This window comes from Alphaproteobacteria bacterium, assembly GCA_005883305.1.
In the GTDB taxonomy this organism is placed as follows: domain Bacteria; phylum Pseudomonadota; class Alphaproteobacteria; order Sphingomonadales; family Sphingomonadaceae; genus Allosphingosinicella.
The window spans coordinates 158,423-174,859 of sequence record VBAC01000001.1 but is presented as its reverse complement, the minus strand read 5'-3'; the positions used below and the strand labels follow the sequence as shown (position 1 = coordinate 174,859).

Here is a 16,437-nt window from a genome sequence, read left to right as displayed (position 1 = left end):
GATGCGTACCCCCCTTTTCGTCCTGGCAGCGTCGGCCGCCTTCACGCTCGCCGGTTGCGCGGGAGGCGGCCCGTTCAACCGCGCCCGTCCGGACGAGTTCGCGGTGGCGCGCAACGCGCCGTTGGTGGTCCCGCCCGATTTCGCGCTGACTCCGCCGCGCCCGGGCGAGGCCGATACAAGCGGCACCGATCCGCGCGCCCAGGCGCTCCAGGCCCTGTTCGGCGGCCCGCAGCCGCGCAGCGCGGTCGAGAACAATCTGCTTCAGCAGGCCCATGTCGACCGCGCCGCCCTCGGCGCCCGCTCCGTCGCCGGCGATCCCCAGACCGCCGTCGTCAGCCGCGGGACGCTCGTGCAGACCATGCTCCAGCTTCCTCAGGGCGACGGCCAGGAAGCCCGGGTTACGGTTCCCAACTAAAGCTAGAAGCTCGTTTCGAGAGTCACCCTGACTCCCGCGTCCTGCCCGGCGAGACTCGGCAGGTCGGTGTCGACATAGCCGATGCCGATCTCGGCGTTCGGCAGCCCCTCGATCTGGACGTGGTAGCGAAGGCCCAGCGACCAGTTCCAATAATCGCCGTAGACACCCCAATCCTGGTGCCCCGCCTGCGCCGTGAAGCTCCAGGGGCGAAAGGGAATGCTGACGTCGAGCTGGCCGAACAGGTAGAGCATGTCCTCGTTGCCCGTGGCGGCCTGCGAGGGCGCGTATTTAGCGCCGGCGCTGAGCTGCGCGGGGCCGATCAGGTAGGAGAGCGAGGCATAGGGCTCGGCATAATCGGTCGCCCCCGGGGCGCCTGAGAAGGCGTAGTACATGAGGCCGCCGTCGAGATCGAAGCCGCCGCCGAGATCAAGGCTGTAGCCGCCGTAGAGATCGAATTCGGCGCTGCCCTGGTCGACATAGGCCGGATTGCGCAGGCGGAAAGCGTCCTGCCCCTGGAGCGTGGTGCCGCGCGCGCCCAGGTAAAAGCCGCTCGAATGGCGCACCTGCACGCCCGCCTGAGCGGCCGGATCTTCGTCGGACCGCGAAACGCCGCGAAAGCGATAATCGCTCATCAGGTTGATCTCGCCGCTGACGTCGAACGCGCTCGGCGAGGCCGCCGGGGCCGGCTCCTCGTCCTGCGCGAAAGCGGGGGCGGCGGCGATCAGGGCGAGGACGGCAGCGACAAGGGACTTCAGCATGGCGGAGGCCTGCCCTAGCGGCGCGCAGCGCGCAACCATCGTTAACGGTTCCTTGGCGCCCACGCAGTAGCATAATTCCAATGACCCACCACGCGCGGCCCTCCCCGATTCCGCCCGGGACCGACCCCGGCCGCCAGGTCGCTCAGCTGCGCGAGGCGCTTCGGCTGGTGGAGCGGATCGCGGGGCGCGAGGGCGCGGGCCATGAGGTGGGCCTCGACGAAGCCGCCCGGATCAGCGACGCCTACGACCGCGCCTTGCCGATCGCCCGCCGCCGATTCGAGGCAGTGGCCGCGGAAACCTCGGCCTGGGCGGCCTTGGGCGTCGAGGCGCTGCTCGCGGCCGCGCCTTCCAAGACCCCGAGGGCAGCGGCCGAGCGCCTCGCTAGGTCGCTGGAGCGGGCGCTGGACCAGATGAGCCGCCTGCTGGATCGATAGGCCAGCCCTCGATCCGGACCGCGCGCTGCGGCGCCGGCACCTTGATCCCGTTTTCCTTGAACAGCTCCCACAGGCGATTGAGGATGTCCGAGCGAACCGGACCGATGCCGGCTTCCGGATCGAGGATCCACACGCGGATCTCGTGATCGATGCCGTTCTCGCCGAAGGCCTTCATCCACACGTTCGGCTTCGGCGTTTCCAGCACCCGGGGCGAGGCGTCGGCCGCCTCGATCATCAGCCGCTGGGCGAGCCTGACGTCGCAGGCATAGTCGATCGTGATCGGGATGCTGATCCGGACGTCGCGGGTCGAGTAGGACCAGTTGACCACCTCCTGGGTCATGAGGAGCTCGTTGGGGATCAGATATTCCTTGCCGTCGCGGGTGACGATCGAGACCGCGCGAACGCCGATCTTGTTCACCTGGCCGAAGCTCTCGCCAACGGAGATCACGTCGCCCGGCTTGATCGAGCGATCCATCAGCAGGATGATCCCGGCGATAAGGTTGCCGAACGTCTTCTGCAGCCCGAAGCCGATGGCGAGGCCCACGCCGCCGGAGAAGAAGGCGAGCGCGGTGAGGTCGATCCCGGCGAGGTCGATGCCGATGAAGAAGGCGATCGCAACGGTGGCGATCGCGAGCAGCTTCTGAGTCAGCAGGCGCTGGGTGGGATCGAGCGCGTCGGCATGCTTGAGCGACTGGCCGATCAGCTGGTTGATCAGCTTCACCGCGGCGTAGAGGGCGAGCAGGGCGATCGAAATCTGCAGGATCGCCAGCAGCGACAGTCGGCGCGAGCCGATGGTGAAGGCGAGCGCGTCCAGCGGCCGAGTGACGTTGTCGAGCCCGCCGAGCGCGTCGGCGAGGATGGCGACGAACAGGAACAGGGCCAGAGTCCAGGCGATCCAGCGCGACAGATTGAGACCGCGAACGATGTTGCGGATGACGAGCGCGGCGGCGAGCGCGGCGAAGAAGCCGAGCAGGAACGAAGCGAGCGGCGGCCAGGGATAGAAACGAAGCGCGCTGGCGAGGACCGGCCAGAGGATCAGGTAGCGGACGAGGGCGCAGGCGCGCGGGATCATGCCCTCGCTCTGGCCTCCGGTCCGCCGCTGCCACAGCCCGGCGATCATCGGCCCCGCCCAGCGCCCCGCCAGCCAGGCGAACGCGCCCGCGCCGAAAACGATCGCCGCGGCGGCGCCGGTTGCGGCGAGCGCGGCCTGATCGGGCATTGCGAGGCCGAGATCCGGGCTCACCCGCTCCTCCCGTAAGCGGCGAGCGCCTGGGCGAGATCGGCGATCAGGTCGTCGGGATTTTCAAGACCGATGTGGAGCCTCACGAGCGGACCTTCGAGCGCGAGCCCGGTCGCCGTGCGCACAGGATCGGCCGGCAGAGCGAGGCTTTCGAAGCCGCCCCAGGAATAGCCGATGCCGAACAATTCGAGCGAGTCGATCAGCCGCGCCGCGTCGGCGGCGGCCCCGCCGTCGAGAGCGAAGGAGAAGAGACCGCTCGCGCCGGTAAAGTCGCGCGCCCAATATTCGTGGCCCGGGCATGACGGCAGCGCCGGGTGGAGCACCCGCGCCACCTGCGGCTGGCGCTCCAGCCAGCGCGCGACGGCGAGGCCGTTCTCCTGATGCCGCTTCAGCCGCACGTCGAGCGTCCGAAGCCCCCGTAGCGCCAGCCAGCAATCGTCCGGCCCGGCGGCCTGGCCGATCAAGCGGTGCGCTCGGATCAGCCGCTCGGCCGCCGCTTCGCTCGCCGTCACCGAACCGAGCATCAGATCGGCATGGCCGCCGATATATTTGGTGCAGGCGACGATCGACAGGTCGACACCCGCCGCGATCGCCCTGAAGAAGAGCGGAGTCGCCCAGGTGTTGTCGATCAGAGTGACCAGCCCGCGCGCTTTGGCTGCGGCGCAGATCGCCGGCACGTCCTGCACCTCGAACGTATGCGTGCCCGGGCTCTCCATGAACACCGCCCGGGTCCGTTCGCCGATCAGGTCCGCGATCCCGGCGCCGATCATCGGGTCGTAATAGGTCGTCGTCACGCCGAAGCGCTTGAGGAGGCCCTCGCAGAGCGCACGGGTCGGCCCGTAGACGCTGTCGACCATCAAAAGCTCGTCGCCGGCCTCCAGCACCGCCAGCAGCGCCCCAGCGACCGCCGCCGCGCCCGATGGATAGAGCCGAGTCGTCGCGGCGCCGGGCTCGAGCTCGGTAAGGGCCTCCTGCAGCGCCCAGCTCGTCGGCGTGCCGTTGCGTCCGTAATGGAGCGTGCCGTCCTCGGGCGGGTTGGCCGCCTGCATCTCCGCGACGCTTTCGAACAGCACGGTCGAGGCGCGCCACACCGCCGGGTTGACGATTCCCAGAGTCCATTCCGCGCGCCGGCCGGCCTCGACGAGCCGGGTCTCCGGCGCCTTGCCCTTCACGCGGCGGCGCCCCGCGCCTTGGGCGTGTCGGGATCCGCGCCCCACTCGGACCAGCTGCCGTCGTAGAGCCGGACGTCGTCCTTGCCGAGCAGGTGCGCGCCGAACAGGATCACCGCCGCGGTGACTCCCGAGCCGCAGGTCGTGACCATCGGCTTGGAAAGATCGACGCCCGCGGCGCCGAACACGGCGCGCAGGTCGTCGCCCAGCTTCCAGGTGCCGTCGGGGTTGAAGAACTCGCTCTGCGGCGCGTTCCTGGAGCCCGGAATGTGGCCGGGCGCGACTCCCGGCCGCGGCTCCGCACCGTCCCCAAGAAAGCGCGAGGCGGGCCGCGCGTCGACGATCTCCCCGCGCTCCAGCGCCATCACCGCACTTTTGTCGGCCACTTGGGCGCGATCGAGGATCGCCGTGAAATGGCCGGGACGGTATCGCTCGCTCCCGACGGCAAGCTGGCGGCTCTCGGCCTTCCACTTGGCGAGGCCGCCATCGAGCAGCGCGACATGAGGCGCGCCGAATAGGCGCAACATCCACCAGATTCGGGCCGCGCTGTGGAGCGGGCTGTTGTCGTAGACGACGAAGCGGTGGCCGTCGCCCAGGCCCAGCGCCTGCATCCGGCTGGCGAATTGATGCGCCGGCGGCAGCATGTGCGGCAGCGGGCTCGCCGAATCCGAGACCTCGTCGATGTCGACGAAGACCGCGCCGGGGATATGCCCGGTCTCATATTCGGCGCGGGCGTCGCGGCCGGAGCCGGGGAGGAAGGTGGTGGCGTCGATCACGCGCAGGTCCGGCGCGCCGAGCTCGGCTTCCAGCCATTCGGTCGAGACCAGCGAGTCCATGAGGAAACTCTAGAGCATTGATCGATCAGTTTGAACCACTCCTCCGCTCATCCTGAGGAGGGACTGAGCTTGGGAGGGTTCCCATGAAAGTATTACTTTCATGGGGCCCGCGAAGGCCCGTCTCGAAGGATCGTCCTTCGAGACGCCGTTTCGACAAGCTCGCAAGTTTACCCTGAGCGCCTGCCTTGGCAGGCAGTCGAAGGGGCTCCTCAGGATGAGCGGAGAAGGATAGTACAGACAACGCCCTCAGCCGAAGGTGAAGGCGAAGGCCTCGGCGCCGGGATCGAGGAACTCGATCTCGAAAGTGCGGTCGGCGATCGCTCCGCGCTGGCGGACGAGCTGGTAGAGCCGCTGGACCGTCACCACGCCCTCGCCGGAGGCCCCGACGTCCATGCCCGAATCGATTCCGGGCGGATGCCCATCGATGGTGACTCGGAAGCGCACCGGGCGTCCCGTGGCGCTGCCGAGAACGAGGTGGAGATCGCGCGCATGGAAGCGGAAGGCGATCCGGCCGCCGGCGCGGTCGAGCCGCGCGCTCTGCTGACCCACCGTCCAGGCGCCCGCCAGCGACCATTGGTTGAGCGCCAGCGTGGCCGCCCGATAGTCGTGGCTTGAATTGCGCACCTGTCCTCCCGGCGAGGCGAAATTCTCGGCGCGGGCATAGCCGACATAGGTCTCGCCCGAGACGAGGCTGCGCTGCGCCGCCTTGGCACCGACCCCGGCCGCCTCGGCCCGAGCCCCGGCCCCGGCGGGCGGATGGCCGGCCTCGGCCAGCAACTGGCGGATGACGCGCTCCGACACGTCATATTCGCCCTCGCCGAAATGGTGGTAGCGGACCCGCCCCTGGGCATCGATGAAGTAATGCGCCGGCCAGAAGCGGTTCTGGAACGCGCGCCACACCCGGTAATCGTTGTCGATCGCCACCGGATAGCGGATGCCGAGATCGCGGACGGCACGCTCGACATTGGCGATGTCGCGCTCGAAGGCGAATTCCGGCGCATGGACTCCGATCACCACCAGGCCGTCGCGGCGGTAGCGCTCGTCCCAGGCGCGCACATAGGGGATGGAGCGCAGGCAGTTGATACACGAATAGGTCCAAAAATCGATCACCACGACACGCCCGCGCAGGCGCTCGCGCGTCAGCGGATCGGAGTTCAGCCATTGGACGATCCCGTCGAGCGGCGGCATCTGGCCTTCGACCGGGAGGACCAGCGCCCCATTTTCTCCTTCGCGCAACGCCGTATCGCCGCGCGGCATATCCGTGCCGAGCCTGTCGGCGATCCAATGCTCGATCCTCTCGGTCTGGGCGCTGGAAAGCCGCGCCAGATAATTGGTGTCGAGGCCGAGCGCGATCGCGGCGACGGCGGCGAGCACCAGAAGCCCGAGCCCGCGGCGCACCCACTCGCCGGCGCCGAGCGAGCGCTTCATCAGGGCGAAGACTCGGCCGCCGACGAGCAGCGCCAGCGCCAGCGAGGTCGCGGCGCCGAGCGCATAAGCGAGCAACAGGAAGGTCGTGCCGACACTCGCGCCTCTCAGCGCTGCGCCGGTCAGGATCGCGCCGAGGATCGGACCCGCGCAAGGGGCCCAGAGCAGGCCGGTCGCAATGCCCAGCAGCAGCGACGAGCCGATCCGCTCCTCGCCCCGATCGGCGGCGCTGGAGAGGCGCGCGCCGAGGCGGACCAGCGGCTGCATCGCCCGGTCGGCGAGATGGGGAAAGAGCAAGGTGACGCCGAAGAAGGCGAGCAGCGCGAGCGCCGCCCAGCGGCCCGCCTGATTGGCCTGCACTGCCCAGCCGCCCCCGACCGCCGCCAGGGTTGCGACCAACGCGAAGGTGATCGCCATGCCGGCGAGCAGCGGCAGCGAGCTGCGCAGGAAGGAGCGGTTCGCCCGTGCGAAGACGAACGGAAGGACCGGCAAAACGCATGGGCTCAGGATCGTCAGAATGCCGCCGACATAGGCGAGGAGGAAGAACAGCATGGCTTAGCCTCCGGTCCGCGCGATCACCCCCAGCCGCGCCAGCGTTTCGAGATATTCGGCGACGTCCTCCTGCGGCACGGCGCCGACCGTCGCGGTGAGCTCGTCGCGGATCTCGCCGACGCTTCGATGCCCGTCGACGAGGTTGAGCGCCTCGTAGCCGAACGATGCCCCCTCCCCGTCCGGCTCGCGGGCCAGGAGGCGCGGCCGCGGCAGATGTGCGCGCGCCAAGTGATCGTCGAACCAGGAACAGCCGAATCCATTCATCGGCCCTTCGCTGCGGACCCGGCGATAGACGGGACCGGATGGCATGGCTGGCCGAGCCAGCGACAGCGCATTGGTGAGTCGCCCTTCATCGCCAATGATGATCGGAGCGAAACGCTGCATCGAGCGGAGCACCTCGCCATAGGCCCACCGATAATGCCGCCACGGCGCGAGAAGATCGTCCTCGGTCGCCCCCGAAGCGCGAAGCTCCGCGACATGTTGTTCGGTCCGCGCCGCGCGCTCCAGCTCTCCAGTGCGGATCGCCGACAGAATGCCCTCACCGCCGGTCAAATTCGCCAGATACCAGCCCGAGGCGGCGGCGATGAAGATGGCGCGGCGCATCTTGGTCGGATCGAGATTGTCGGGAACGTCGCGCTGGGTGTGGATGTAGCGGTCCGGCCAGTCGGCGATGTAGATCACCGGCACGCGCCAGCTGCCCTCGGCCCAGACCTCGTGGTCGCTGCCCTCGTTGAAGCCGCCGATCTCCGCCTGCAGCGCGCGGCGGCTGCCCTGTGGGTCGAGCAAGGGGAAATCGGCCCGGCCGGTATCGGCATAGGCCATCGACTGGGCGTTGACCCAGCGGCCGAAGGTGAAGCCCACGTCGGAGACGAAGCTCGGCAGGCTGGGCGGCGAGCCGTGGACTCGAAGCACCGACTTGGTGATCTCGGTGTCGCCGCCGATCATGTCGAGGTGGATCGTCGCCAGCGCGCGGCGGGCGAATTCCGGCCGCGCGTTGAGCAGCGAGATCGTGCACTCGACCTCGCACGGCCAGAGGAAGCGGATCGTTCGCTCGGGCCGCGGCAGCGCGCCGCTGCGGACGAGCCGGCTCAACGCCCGGGCGGCCTCGAGCTCGCCGGCGCAGCCCGAGGCGTTGTCGTTCGCGCCCGGCGAGGGATGATCGAGGTGGCAGGAGAAGACGATCTCGTGCGCCCGGTCGCGGCCGGGGATGACCGCGGTGGGAATTAGATAGGCGCCGGCGCTGCGGGCGGCATCCACTTCGGCGCGCAAGTGGACGCGCTCGCCGCGAGCCAGCCTCGCCTGCCAGGCGTGGGCCCGGGCGGGCGAGACCATGAAGGCGAAGGTCGGGTGTTCGGGGAAGGTATCGAGATGGCCCCAGCGGACCAGGCTCTCGTCCTCGCCCCACCAGGCGGTGCGCTGGTTCTGTGCCCAGGAGACGATCCCCGCCGCCCCGAAGCGGCCGACGGCGAGCGCTTCGACCGCTTCGGGCTGCGACGAGGTCAGCACCAGCCGCCCGCGCACCTCTTTGCCCGCATAGTCGCTCTCCGCGGTTCCCGCGCCGATATCGACCAGGTCCGCATCGGCCCGGCCCGAGACGCTGTCCTGCGCGAGGCCGATCGGATTTTCCGCCCAGGAGGCGATCCGCTCCTGTCCCTCCCACAATTCCGCGAAGCGGGCGTTCCAGGCGGGCCGCGAGCGCTGGGTGCCGTAGAAGATCGTGCCGTCGGCCGGCAGCGAGAGAATTTCGACCCCTTCGAGGCCGTATTCGCGCAAGCGCTCCGCGATCGCCCCGGCGGCGGCGCGATAGCCTTCCGAGCCGCGCATCCGGTGATGCTGCGAGAGCGTGCGCACCGTCCGCAGCGCCATCGATCCCGAAACCTCGGCGGCGATCGCGCGGCCCTGCTCGGGCGGCAGAAGCGGCGGCGCGGAGGCGTCCTGAGCGAGCAGCAGCAATGCCCCCAGGAGCGTCATGCGCGCGCCCGGCGCAGCGGCCGCTTCAGGTAGAATTCGCTGTAATAGGCCTGGAAGAAAGCCGCCGCCGGGGTCGCGACGATCGCGCCGAGCAGGCCGAAGGCGAGCGCGAAGGCGAGCGTGAAGAAGAGCAGCAGCACCGGGTGAAGCTGCATCGTCGCGCCGCGGATCTTGGGCGCGACGACGCTCCCCAATATCTCGTTCGAGATCAGATAGTAGAGCGTCACCCAGACCGGGGTCATCGGCCCCACCGTCAGCGACAGCAGGATCGGCGGCGCTGCCATCACATAGCCGCCGATGCGCGGGATGAAGTCGGCGAAGAAGGCGAGCGCCGCCCAGACCAGGGCGCCCGGAACGTGCATCAGGCTCAGGAACACGAACACGCCGACCGACTGGATCGCGCCGATGACGAGGCTCGCCTTGGTCCAGCCGATCACCGAATGGCGCGCACGGCGATAGGCGCGCATGCCCGGCGCCAGCGAATGGCGCGGCAGGCTGTAGAGATAGGCCCTGAGGATCGGCTTCGGATCGAGCACGATATAGGCGACCGTGCTGAGGAAGATGATCGCCAGAGCGACCAGCGCCAGGAGCGACAGCGAAATGCCGCTCAGCCCCTCGAAGACGGCGGCTGGAGGAGGCGCGAGCGACGCGGTGCCGGCGCCGCCGCTGAAATAGGCGTGAAGCTCGGGATAGCGCGCGAACAGCGCCGCGATCTGGCCGTCGATCCTGACGATGAACTCCGGCAGCTGATTGACCAGCAGAACGATCTGCGCCGCGATCTGCGGAATGACGAGCGCCCCGAGCAAGCCGATCGCGGCGAAGAACAGCAGCAGGGTCAGCAAACCCGCGCCGTGGCGCGACATGCCCCGCCGGACGAACCATTCGACCGGCGCCGAAAGCGCGATCGCAACCACCACAGCGAAGAACAGCAGCAGGATGGCGATGACGATCTTTTCGAGAAACCACAGGGCGACGACCGCCGCCGCGGCGGCGAGGACGAAGCCGATCCAGGAGGCGAACAGGGTCGGGCGCGCGCGCGCGGGGGCTTCGTCCATGATGTTCCCTAACGCAGCCGAACCCTTCCGCCAACACAGGCGAGCGGTTAGAGAGGCACGCATGGCGCTGACCCATCTCGGCCGAAGCAGCAAGCTTCCCGCCTCGCCCGAAGAGGCAAAGCTCGATTACGTGCCCAATCCGCGGCCGGGCGCGCTCTACCTGGTGCGCTTCGCGGCGCCCGAATTCACCTCGCTCTGCCCGGTCACCGGCCAGCCCGATTTCGCCCATCTCGTGATCGACTACGCGCCGGACGAGCAGATCGTCGAATCCAAGTCGCTGAAGCTGTTCCTCGCCTCGTTCCGCAGCCATTGCGGCTTCCACGAGGATGTAACGGTGGGCATCGGGCAGCGGCTCGCCGGGGAGATGAAGCCCCGCTGGCTGCGGATCGGCGGCTATTGGTATCCACGCGGGGGAATCCCGATCGACGTCTTCTGGCAGAGCGGCGCCCCGCCCGAGGGCCTGTGGCTGCCGGACCAGGGCGTGGCGCCCTATCGCGGCCGGGGCTAGAGTGCATTTGGTTAGAAGAGTGGGCCAAGCCGACAATCAGGGAGTCATCCCGGCGAAAGCCGGGACCCATGAACACCTTCGGTTGGCGTTCGGCGTCGACGTTGAAGCCGGATTCCCCGTTCCCGAGTTCATGGGTCCCGGCCTTCGCCGGGATGACTCTTAAGTGAAGATCGCCGTCCACGGCGCCGGCTCGATCGGCTGCTACGTCGGCGGCGCCTGGGCCGCGGCGGGGCTGGACGTGACCCTGATCGGCCGCGAGCGGATCGGACAGGAGATCGCCGAGAACGGCCTGACGCTGACCGACAGCGAAGGGCGGCGGATCGAGCTCAGGCCCGACGAGATCGGTTTCGCCTCCCGCCCGAAGGACCTCGCGGGCGCCGACCTCATCGCTTTGTGCGTCAAGAGCACCGGAACCGAGGCCGCGGCCAAGGAGATCGCCCGCCACGCGCGAAAGGACGTGGCCGTGATCAGCTTCCAGAACGGCGTCAGCAACGTCGACCTCCTCAAGGCCGAATTGCCCAACGCGACGGTCCTTCGCGGGATGGTGCCGTTCAACGTCGCCGCGCTCGGCAACGGCCGCTGGCACAAGGGCGTCGCCGGGACGCTCTGGGTCGAGGACCACCCTCTCACCCGCGCTCTTTCCGAGCGTATCGGCAAGAATTCGGGCCGGCTCCACCTCTCGAACGACATGGTCGCAGTCGCCTGGGGCAAGCTCCTCATCAACCTCAACAATGCGGTCAACGCGCTCTCAGGCAAGCCGCTGCTCGAGCAGCTCGCCGACCGCAATTACCGGCGCGTGATGGCGGCCCTTCAGATCGAGGCGCTCGGGATCCTCAAGGCCGCCGGGATCGTGCCGGCCAAGACCGGGCCGATCGCGCCGCACCTCATGCCGCACGTGATCGGCGCGCCCGATTTCGTCTTCCGCCAGCTGGTGCTCAAGCGGCAGAAGATCGACGCCAATGCGCGTTCCTCCATGGCCGACGATTTCGGCGCCGGACGGCCGACGGAGATCGACTATCTGAACGGAGAGGTGGTGAGGCTCGCTTACTCCCTCGGCCGCCGAGCGCCCGTCAACGAGGAGATCGTCAGCCTCGTCCATCAGGCGGAAGCCGGAGTCCACCGCACCTGGAGCAGCGCCGAGCTGCGCGCCCACGTGCTTCGCAACCATCGCGGCGCCGCGGGCTTCGGATACTGAATATCATTCTTTCGTTTGACACTCGCCCGCCGGCGGCTCCATGCGGCTGCGCGGGGGACAGATTAGAAAGGCCGCTGTCATGCTGCGCAGGCTCCCGCTCGTCTCCACCCTGGCCATTGCCATTGCCGCCACCGCCCCTGGCGCGGCCCAGCGCGCGCCCACGCCTGCGGCGGTCCAGCCGGTCCGTACCGACGTGCCGAGCCAGCTGCCGCGCAGCGTCCGGCCGCTCCACTACACGATCCGGGTCCGGCCCGACGCCGCGAACCTGCGCTTCAGCGGTATCGAGACGATCGAGCTCGCCGTGCTCGAGCCGACCGACCGGATCACGCTCAACGCGCTCGACCTGGATTTCAACTCGGTCAGCCTGATCGGCCCCGGCGGCACCAACATCCGCGGCACGGGGAGGAGCAGCGACGAGGAGAACCAGACGGTCACCTTCCGCTTCGCCGACCGCCTCGCCCCCGGCCGCTACCAGTTGCGCATCGACTATTCCGGAAAGATCGAGACCCAGGCCGCGGGCCTGTTCGCGCTCGACTACAACGATGCCTCCGGCGCCGCGAAGCGCGCGCTCTTCACCCAGTTCGAGGCGCCCGACGCCCGCCGCTTCTTCCCGGGCTGGGACGAGCCGCAATTCCGCACGCCCTACGATCTCAGCGTCGTCGTCCCCGCCGGGGAGATGGCGGTCGGCAACATGCCCGCCGCGCGAACCGAGCGTCAGAGCGACGGCACGAGCCTCGTCACCTTCCAGACCACGCCGGCCATGTCTTCCTACCTGCTCTTCCTCGGAGTCGGCGAGTTCGACCGGATCACGACCCGCTCGGCCGGGACCGAGATCGGCGTCGTCACCCGCCGCGGCGCCGGCGAGCAGGGCCGCTGGGCGCTTGAGAGCGCGGCGCGGATCCTGCCCTGGTACAACACTTATTTCGGAACCAACTACCCGCTGCCCAAGCTCGACAACGTCGCCGGCCCGGGCAGCAGCCAGTTCTTCGGCGCGATGGAGAATTGGGGCGCGATCTTCACCTTCGAAAGCGTTCTCCTGGTCGACCCCGCGATCACCACCGAATCCCGCCGCCAGGACATCTTCACCGTCGCCGCCCACGAAATGGCGCACCAATGGTTCGGCGATCTCGTCACCATGGCCTGGTGGAACGACCTGTGGCTCAACGAAGGCTTCGCCTCGTGGATGGAGACCAAGGCCAGCGCCGCGCTTCACCCGGAATGGGAGCCCCTGCTCGGCCGGATCGACGGGCGCGAGGCCGCGATCAGCCTCGATTCGCTGCGCACCACCCACTCGATCGTCCAGGACATCCGCACCGTCGACCAGATGAGCCAGGCCTTCGACGCGATCACCTACCAGAAGGGCGAGGCGGTGATCGCCATGCTCGAGGATTATGTCGGCGAGACTGCGTGGCGGACGGGCGTTCGCTCCTACGTCGCCCGCCATCGCCTCAACAACACGCTGACCGACGATCTGTGGCGAAGCGTCGAGACCGCCGCGGGGCGGCCGATCACCGCCATCGCCCACGATTTCACCCTCCAGCCCGGCGTCCCGCTGGTCAGGGTAACCAGCGCCTCGTGCGCCGGCGGCCGCACCCAGGTCGCGCTCGAGCAGAGCCAGTTCAGCCGCGACAATCGCGAGGGCCAGCCCTTGCGCTGGCGCGTGCCGGTGATCGCCGGCGCCGGCGGCGCTCCGGCGCGGACCCTGGTCGAAGGCGGCGCTGGACGGCTGACCGTTCCCGGATGCGGCCCTCTGGTCGTCAATTACGGCCAGACGGGCTATTACCGCACGCTCTACGCGCCGGCCTTGCTTCAGCGCCTCACCGGCAGCTTCGCGCGGCTGCGTCCGGTCGATCAGATCGGCCTTCTCGCCGACAATTGGTCGCTCGGCCTCGCCGGCTACCAGAACGCTTCGCTCGCGCTCGACATGGCCGACGCTGCCCCGCCAGCGGCCAACAGCCGCCTGTGGGCGCGGATCGCGGCCATCCTCTCCCAGATCCACGGCATGTACGACGGGGACCCGGCGCACCAGGCGCTGGTCTCGCGCTACGCCTCGGCCAGGCTTTCCCCTCTCCTCGCCCGCCTGGGCTGGACTCCGCGGCGGGGCGAGCCGGCCAAGGATTCGGTGCTCCGCGACGAGCTGATCGGCACGCTCGGAGGGCTGGGCGACCCGGCGGTCGTCGCCGAAGCGAACCGCCGCTTCGCCGCGGGCGACCCCTCGGTGACCGCCGGCCCCTTGCGCGAGACGATCCTCGGAGTGGTCGCCCGCAACGCCAACTCCGCCACCTGGGACCGCCTCCACGAAATGGCCCGCGCCGAGCGCAACCCGCTGGTCCGCCAGCAGCTCTACCGGCTGCTCGGCGCGGCGCGCGATCCGGCGCTGTCGCAGCGCGCGCTCGACCTCGCTTTGACCGACGAGCCGGGAACGACCAATTCCAGCTCGCTGATCTCGGCCGTTTCCGGCGGCCATCCCGACATGGCGTTCGATTACGCGCTGGCCCATCGCGAGCAGGTCGACCGGCTGGTCGATGCCTCCTCGCGCTCGCGCTATATCGCCGGCTTGGGCTCGCGCTCGACCGATCCGGCGATGGTCGACAAGCTCCGCCGCTACGCCGAGCAGCACATGACTCCGCAATCGCGGGCCCCTGCCGACCGCGCGATCGCCTCGATCCAGGACCGGCTGCGCGTGCGGCAGGACCGGCTGCCCGACATCACCCGCTGGTTCGAGGCGCGACGGGGGTAGAGGTACACTCCCTCTCCCATGGGGAGAGGGTTGGGGTGAGGGGTTCCGGCGTTCGCGAATAACCACGAACGCCGTAAACCCCCACCCTACCCTCCCCCTCAGGGGGAGGGATTAGAAAGCAGAATACGGGTTAAGCGACCCGCTTCGTCCGTGCGTAAAGCAGCCACACGAGCCCCACGAACAGCAAGGTGCCGCCGATGAGCGCCACCGGCTCGAAGCCGTCTCCGACGATCGCCAGCGGCGTATCGCTGCCGGATGCGGCGACGATTCCGGCAAAGGCGACGCCCCACAGGCTCTCGCCGACGATCATTCCCGTCGCCGTCAGCGTGCCGAAGCGCCTGGCGAGCTCGGGATCGGGGCGCTTCTCGGCCCAGCGATCGTAGAACCAGCCGACCACGGCGCCGATCGTGACCGGCAGGATCACGGCCATCGGCAAATAGATTCCGATTCCGATCGCCAGCGGCGGCAGGCGAAGCATCTTCGCCCGGCCGAGCAGCGCGTCGAGGAGGACGAAGCCGATTCCGGCCAGCGCGCCCCAGCCGAGCATGGTCCAGTTGAGGTCGCCACCCAGCACGCCCTTGGCGAGCGTCGAGATCAGCCCCGCCTGGGGCGCGGCCAGCGCGTTGGGGCCCGCATTGGGAGCGCCGACGAAGCCAAAGGCGACGTTGAGCAGGTCCATGACCGGGGGCACGACGAGCGAGCCGAAGACGACTCCGACGATCAGCGCCGCCTGCTGCTTCCAGGGCGTCGCGCCGACCAATTGGCCGGTCTTCAGGTCCTGCAGATTGTCGTTGGCGATCGTCGCCACGCCGAACACGATTCCGGTGACGATCAGCGCATAGGCGGCGAGCGCCTGCGAAGTGCCGGGCGGAACGTCGCGCCCGAACAAGGCGACCAGAAGCAGCGAGGAGGCGAGCACCGAAAGGATGCCGATGCCCGAGACCGGGCTGTTCGAGGCCCCGATCAGTCCGGCCATGTAGCCGGTGACCGCCGCGATCATCAGCCCGATCACGACCACGAACAGCAACGCGCCGGCGATCAGCGCCACCGCCGCCCCTTCGAGCGGACCGCCGGCGATCGTGCTCCACAGCAGCCAGGCGATCGGCACCAGGATAGCGAGCGAGCCGAAGCCGACCACCGAGATCGGGAGATCGCGCTCCTCCAGCGCCAGCGCCTCGCCCCCGCGCCGGGCCGCGCTGGCGCGCATCGCCGAGCGGATGCCGCCGATCACCGGGCCGGCGATCTTGAGCAGGGTCCAAACGGCGGCGACTCCGATGACCCCGGCGCCGAAGAAGCGCACGTCATTGCCGAAGGTCGCGCCGGCGACCGCCTCGGCCTCCCCTTCGGCGGGATGAAGGTTGGTGAGGATCGGAAGGAGCAGCCAGGAGCCGGTGATCACGCCGACGAGCTGGGCGAGACCGACCGACAGGCCGACCAGATGGCCGACTCCGAACAAGGCGAAGGAAAGCCCTCCCGCAAGGCCTGTCGCCCCGCGCCCGACGCGGAACCAGGTCGAGGCTTCGGCGACCGCGAGCTTCATCTGGGTGAGAAGCGCGAAACCGGCGGAGACGAGGCTGCCCCAGATGAGGATGTTGAGGCCGGCGGCGCTTTCCGCGGCGCCCTCGCGGCTGCCCGAGCCGACCTCGAGCACCTCGGCCGCGGCGCGGCCCTCAGGATAGGGAAGGTCGCTGTCGACGACGAGCGCCCGGCGCAGCGGAACCGAGAACATGACACCCAAAATGCCGCCGGTGGCGGTGATCGCCGCAGTGGTCAGGAAGGGGAAGCCCTGCCACCAGCCGATCATCACCAGGCCCGGGAGGACGAAGATGATCGCCGCCAGAGTGCCCGCCGCGGACGCGATGGTCTGGACGATGTTGTTCTCGAGGATCGAGCTGTCGCGAAACCAGCGAAGCACGGCCATCGAGATCACCGCGGCCGGAATCGAGGTGGCGAAGGTCAGGCCGACCTTGAGGCCGAGATAGACGTTGGCCGCGGTGAAGGCGAGCGTGATGAGGCCGCCGAGGAGGACGCCCCGAAGCGTCAGCTCGCGAAGGGCGGTTCCGGCTGCGGCGTCGCTCAAGCTCGTCTCTCCCGGAACACGGTGATCAAGCTTGCCCGTTCGGGCTGAGCCTGTCGAAG

13 protein-coding genes are annotated in these 16,437 nt (G+C 69.1%); 5 read left to right on the top strand and 8 right to left on the bottom strand.

The annotated features are described in order from the left end of the window. The first annotated feature begins 1 nt into the window (after position 1). On the top strand, positions 2–415 hold the full coding sequence (locus E6G92_00815; GenBank protein TMJ18431.1) for a DUF3035 domain-containing protein: 414 nt from the start codon (positions 2–4) through the stop codon (positions 413–415). A 2-nt stretch (positions 416–417) separates the two neighbouring features. On the opposite strand, the gene E6G92_00810 is transcribed toward E6G92_00815, so the two are convergent. Continuing rightward, on the bottom strand, positions 418–1,212 hold the full coding sequence (locus tag E6G92_00810) for a hypothetical protein (GenBank protein TMJ18430.1): 795 nt from the start codon (positions 1,210–1,212) through the stop codon (positions 418–420). A gap of 41 nt (positions 1,213–1,253) precedes the next feature. Here E6G92_00810 and E6G92_00805 point away from each other — a divergent pair, with 41 nt between their 5' ends. After that, positions 1,254–1,607, top strand: a complete 354-nt coding sequence (locus tag E6G92_00805) for a hypothetical protein (GenBank protein TMJ18429.1) — start codon at positions 1,254–1,256, stop codon at positions 1,605–1,607. Here the strand turns inward: E6G92_00805 and E6G92_00800 are convergent. From E6G92_00800 to E6G92_00775, 6 genes are all read right to left on the bottom strand, one after another. Beyond that, on the bottom strand, positions 1,555–2,826 hold the full coding sequence (locus tag E6G92_00800) for a mechanosensitive ion channel (GenBank protein ID TMJ20636.1): 1,272 nt from the start codon (positions 2,824–2,826) through the stop codon (positions 1,555–1,557). The genes E6G92_00805 and E6G92_00800 overlap by 53 nt on opposite strands. 20 nt (positions 2,827–2,846) lie before the next feature. Further along, a complete protein-coding gene (gene metC, locus E6G92_00795; protein TMJ18428.1) occupies positions 2,847–4,019 on the bottom strand; it encodes a cystathionine beta-lyase in 1,173 nt (390 codons plus the stop codon). Next, positions 4,016–4,852 (bottom strand): 3-mercaptopyruvate sulfurtransferase, encoded by an 837-nt coding sequence (gene sseA / locus E6G92_00790; protein ID TMJ18427.1) that lies wholly within the window; start codon positions 4,850–4,852, stop codon positions 4,016–4,018. Before sseA ends, metC begins: the two co-directional genes overlap by 4 nt. Positions 4,853–5,098: 246 nt before the next feature. Continuing rightward, positions 5,099–6,829 carry a cytochrome c biogenesis protein DipZ gene (locus tag E6G92_00785; GenBank protein ID TMJ18426.1) on the bottom strand — a complete coding sequence of 577 codons (1,731 nt, stop codon included), beginning with the start codon at positions 6,827–6,829 and terminating at the stop codon, positions 5,099–5,101. 3 nt (positions 6,830–6,832) lie between these two features. Next, the gene (locus E6G92_00780; GenBank protein ID TMJ18425.1) at positions 6,833–8,800 is read right to left on the bottom strand and encodes a M28 family peptidase; all 1,968 of its coding nucleotides are present in this window, start codon (positions 8,798–8,800) and stop codon (positions 6,833–6,835) included. Next, positions 8,797–9,918, bottom strand: coding sequence for an AI-2E family transporter (locus E6G92_00775; GenBank protein TMJ18424.1), 1,122 nt, complete (start codon positions 9,916–9,918; stop codon positions 8,797–8,799). Before E6G92_00775 ends, E6G92_00780 begins: the two co-directional genes overlap by 4 nt. Here E6G92_00775 and queF point away from each other — a divergent pair. From queF to E6G92_00760, 3 genes are all read left to right on the top strand, one after another. Next, positions 9,917–10,363 carry an NADPH-dependent 7-cyano-7-deazaguanine reductase QueF gene (gene queF, locus E6G92_00770; protein TMJ18423.1) on the top strand — a complete coding sequence of 149 codons (447 nt, stop codon included), beginning with the start codon at positions 9,917–9,919 and terminating at the stop codon, positions 10,361–10,363. The two genes, E6G92_00775 and queF, sit on opposite strands and share 2 nt — an antisense overlap. A 163-nt stretch (positions 10,364–10,526) precedes the next feature. Continuing rightward, positions 10,527–11,558 (top strand): 2-dehydropantoate 2-reductase, encoded by a 1,032-nt coding sequence (locus E6G92_00765; GenBank protein TMJ18422.1) that lies wholly within the window; start codon positions 10,527–10,529, stop codon positions 11,556–11,558. 79 nt (positions 11,559–11,637) lie between these two features. After that, positions 11,638–14,298, top strand: a complete 2,661-nt coding sequence (locus E6G92_00760; GenBank protein ID TMJ18421.1) for a M1 family metallopeptidase — start codon at positions 11,638–11,640, stop codon at positions 14,296–14,298. Between the two features lie 130 nt (positions 14,299–14,428). Here the strand turns inward: E6G92_00760 and E6G92_00755 are convergent, their stop codons facing one another. Further along, on the bottom strand, positions 14,429–16,342 hold the full coding sequence (locus E6G92_00755; protein ID TMJ20635.1) for an oligopeptide transporter, OPT family: 1,914 nt from the start codon (positions 16,340–16,342) through the stop codon (positions 14,429–14,431). Positions 16,343–16,437 lie beyond the last annotated feature (95 nt).

Bases quoted from the DNA above. Each gene is read 5' to 3' on its own strand.
- E6G92_00815 (TMJ18431.1), top strand. From the start codon at position 2: ATGCGTACCCCCCTTTTCGTCCTGGCAGCGTCGGCCGCCTTCACGCTC.
- E6G92_00810 (TMJ18430.1), bottom strand. From the start codon at position 1,212: ATGGTTGCGCGCTGCGCGCCGCTAGGGCAGGCCTCCGCCATGCTGAAG.
- E6G92_00805 (TMJ18429.1), top strand. From the start codon at position 1,254: ATGACCCACCACGCGCGGCCCTCCCCGATTCCGCCCGGGACCGACCCC.
- E6G92_00800 (TMJ20636.1), bottom strand. From the start codon at position 2,826: ATGCCCGATCAGGCCGCGCTCGCCGCAACCGGCGCCGCCGCGGCGATC.
- sseA (TMJ18427.1), bottom strand. From the start codon at position 4,852: ATGGACTCGCTGGTCTCGACCGAATGGCTGGAAGCCGAGCTCGGCGCG.
- E6G92_00785 (TMJ18426.1), bottom strand. From the start codon at position 6,829: ATGCTGTTCTTCCTCCTCGCCTATGTCGGCGGCATTCTGACGATCCTG.
- E6G92_00780 (TMJ18425.1), bottom strand. From the start codon at position 8,800: ATGACGCTCCTGGGGGCATTGCTGCTGCTCGCTCAGGACGCCTCCGCG.
- queF (TMJ18423.1), top strand. From the start codon at position 9,917: ATGGCGCTGACCCATCTCGGCCGAAGCAGCAAGCTTCCCGCCTCGCCC.
- E6G92_00775 (TMJ18424.1), bottom strand. From the start codon at position 9,918: ATGCGTGCCTCTCTAACCGCTCGCCTGTGTTGGCGGAAGGGTTCGGCT.
- E6G92_00760 (TMJ18421.1), top strand. From the start codon at position 11,638: ATGCTGCGCAGGCTCCCGCTCGTCTCCACCCTGGCCATTGCCATTGCC.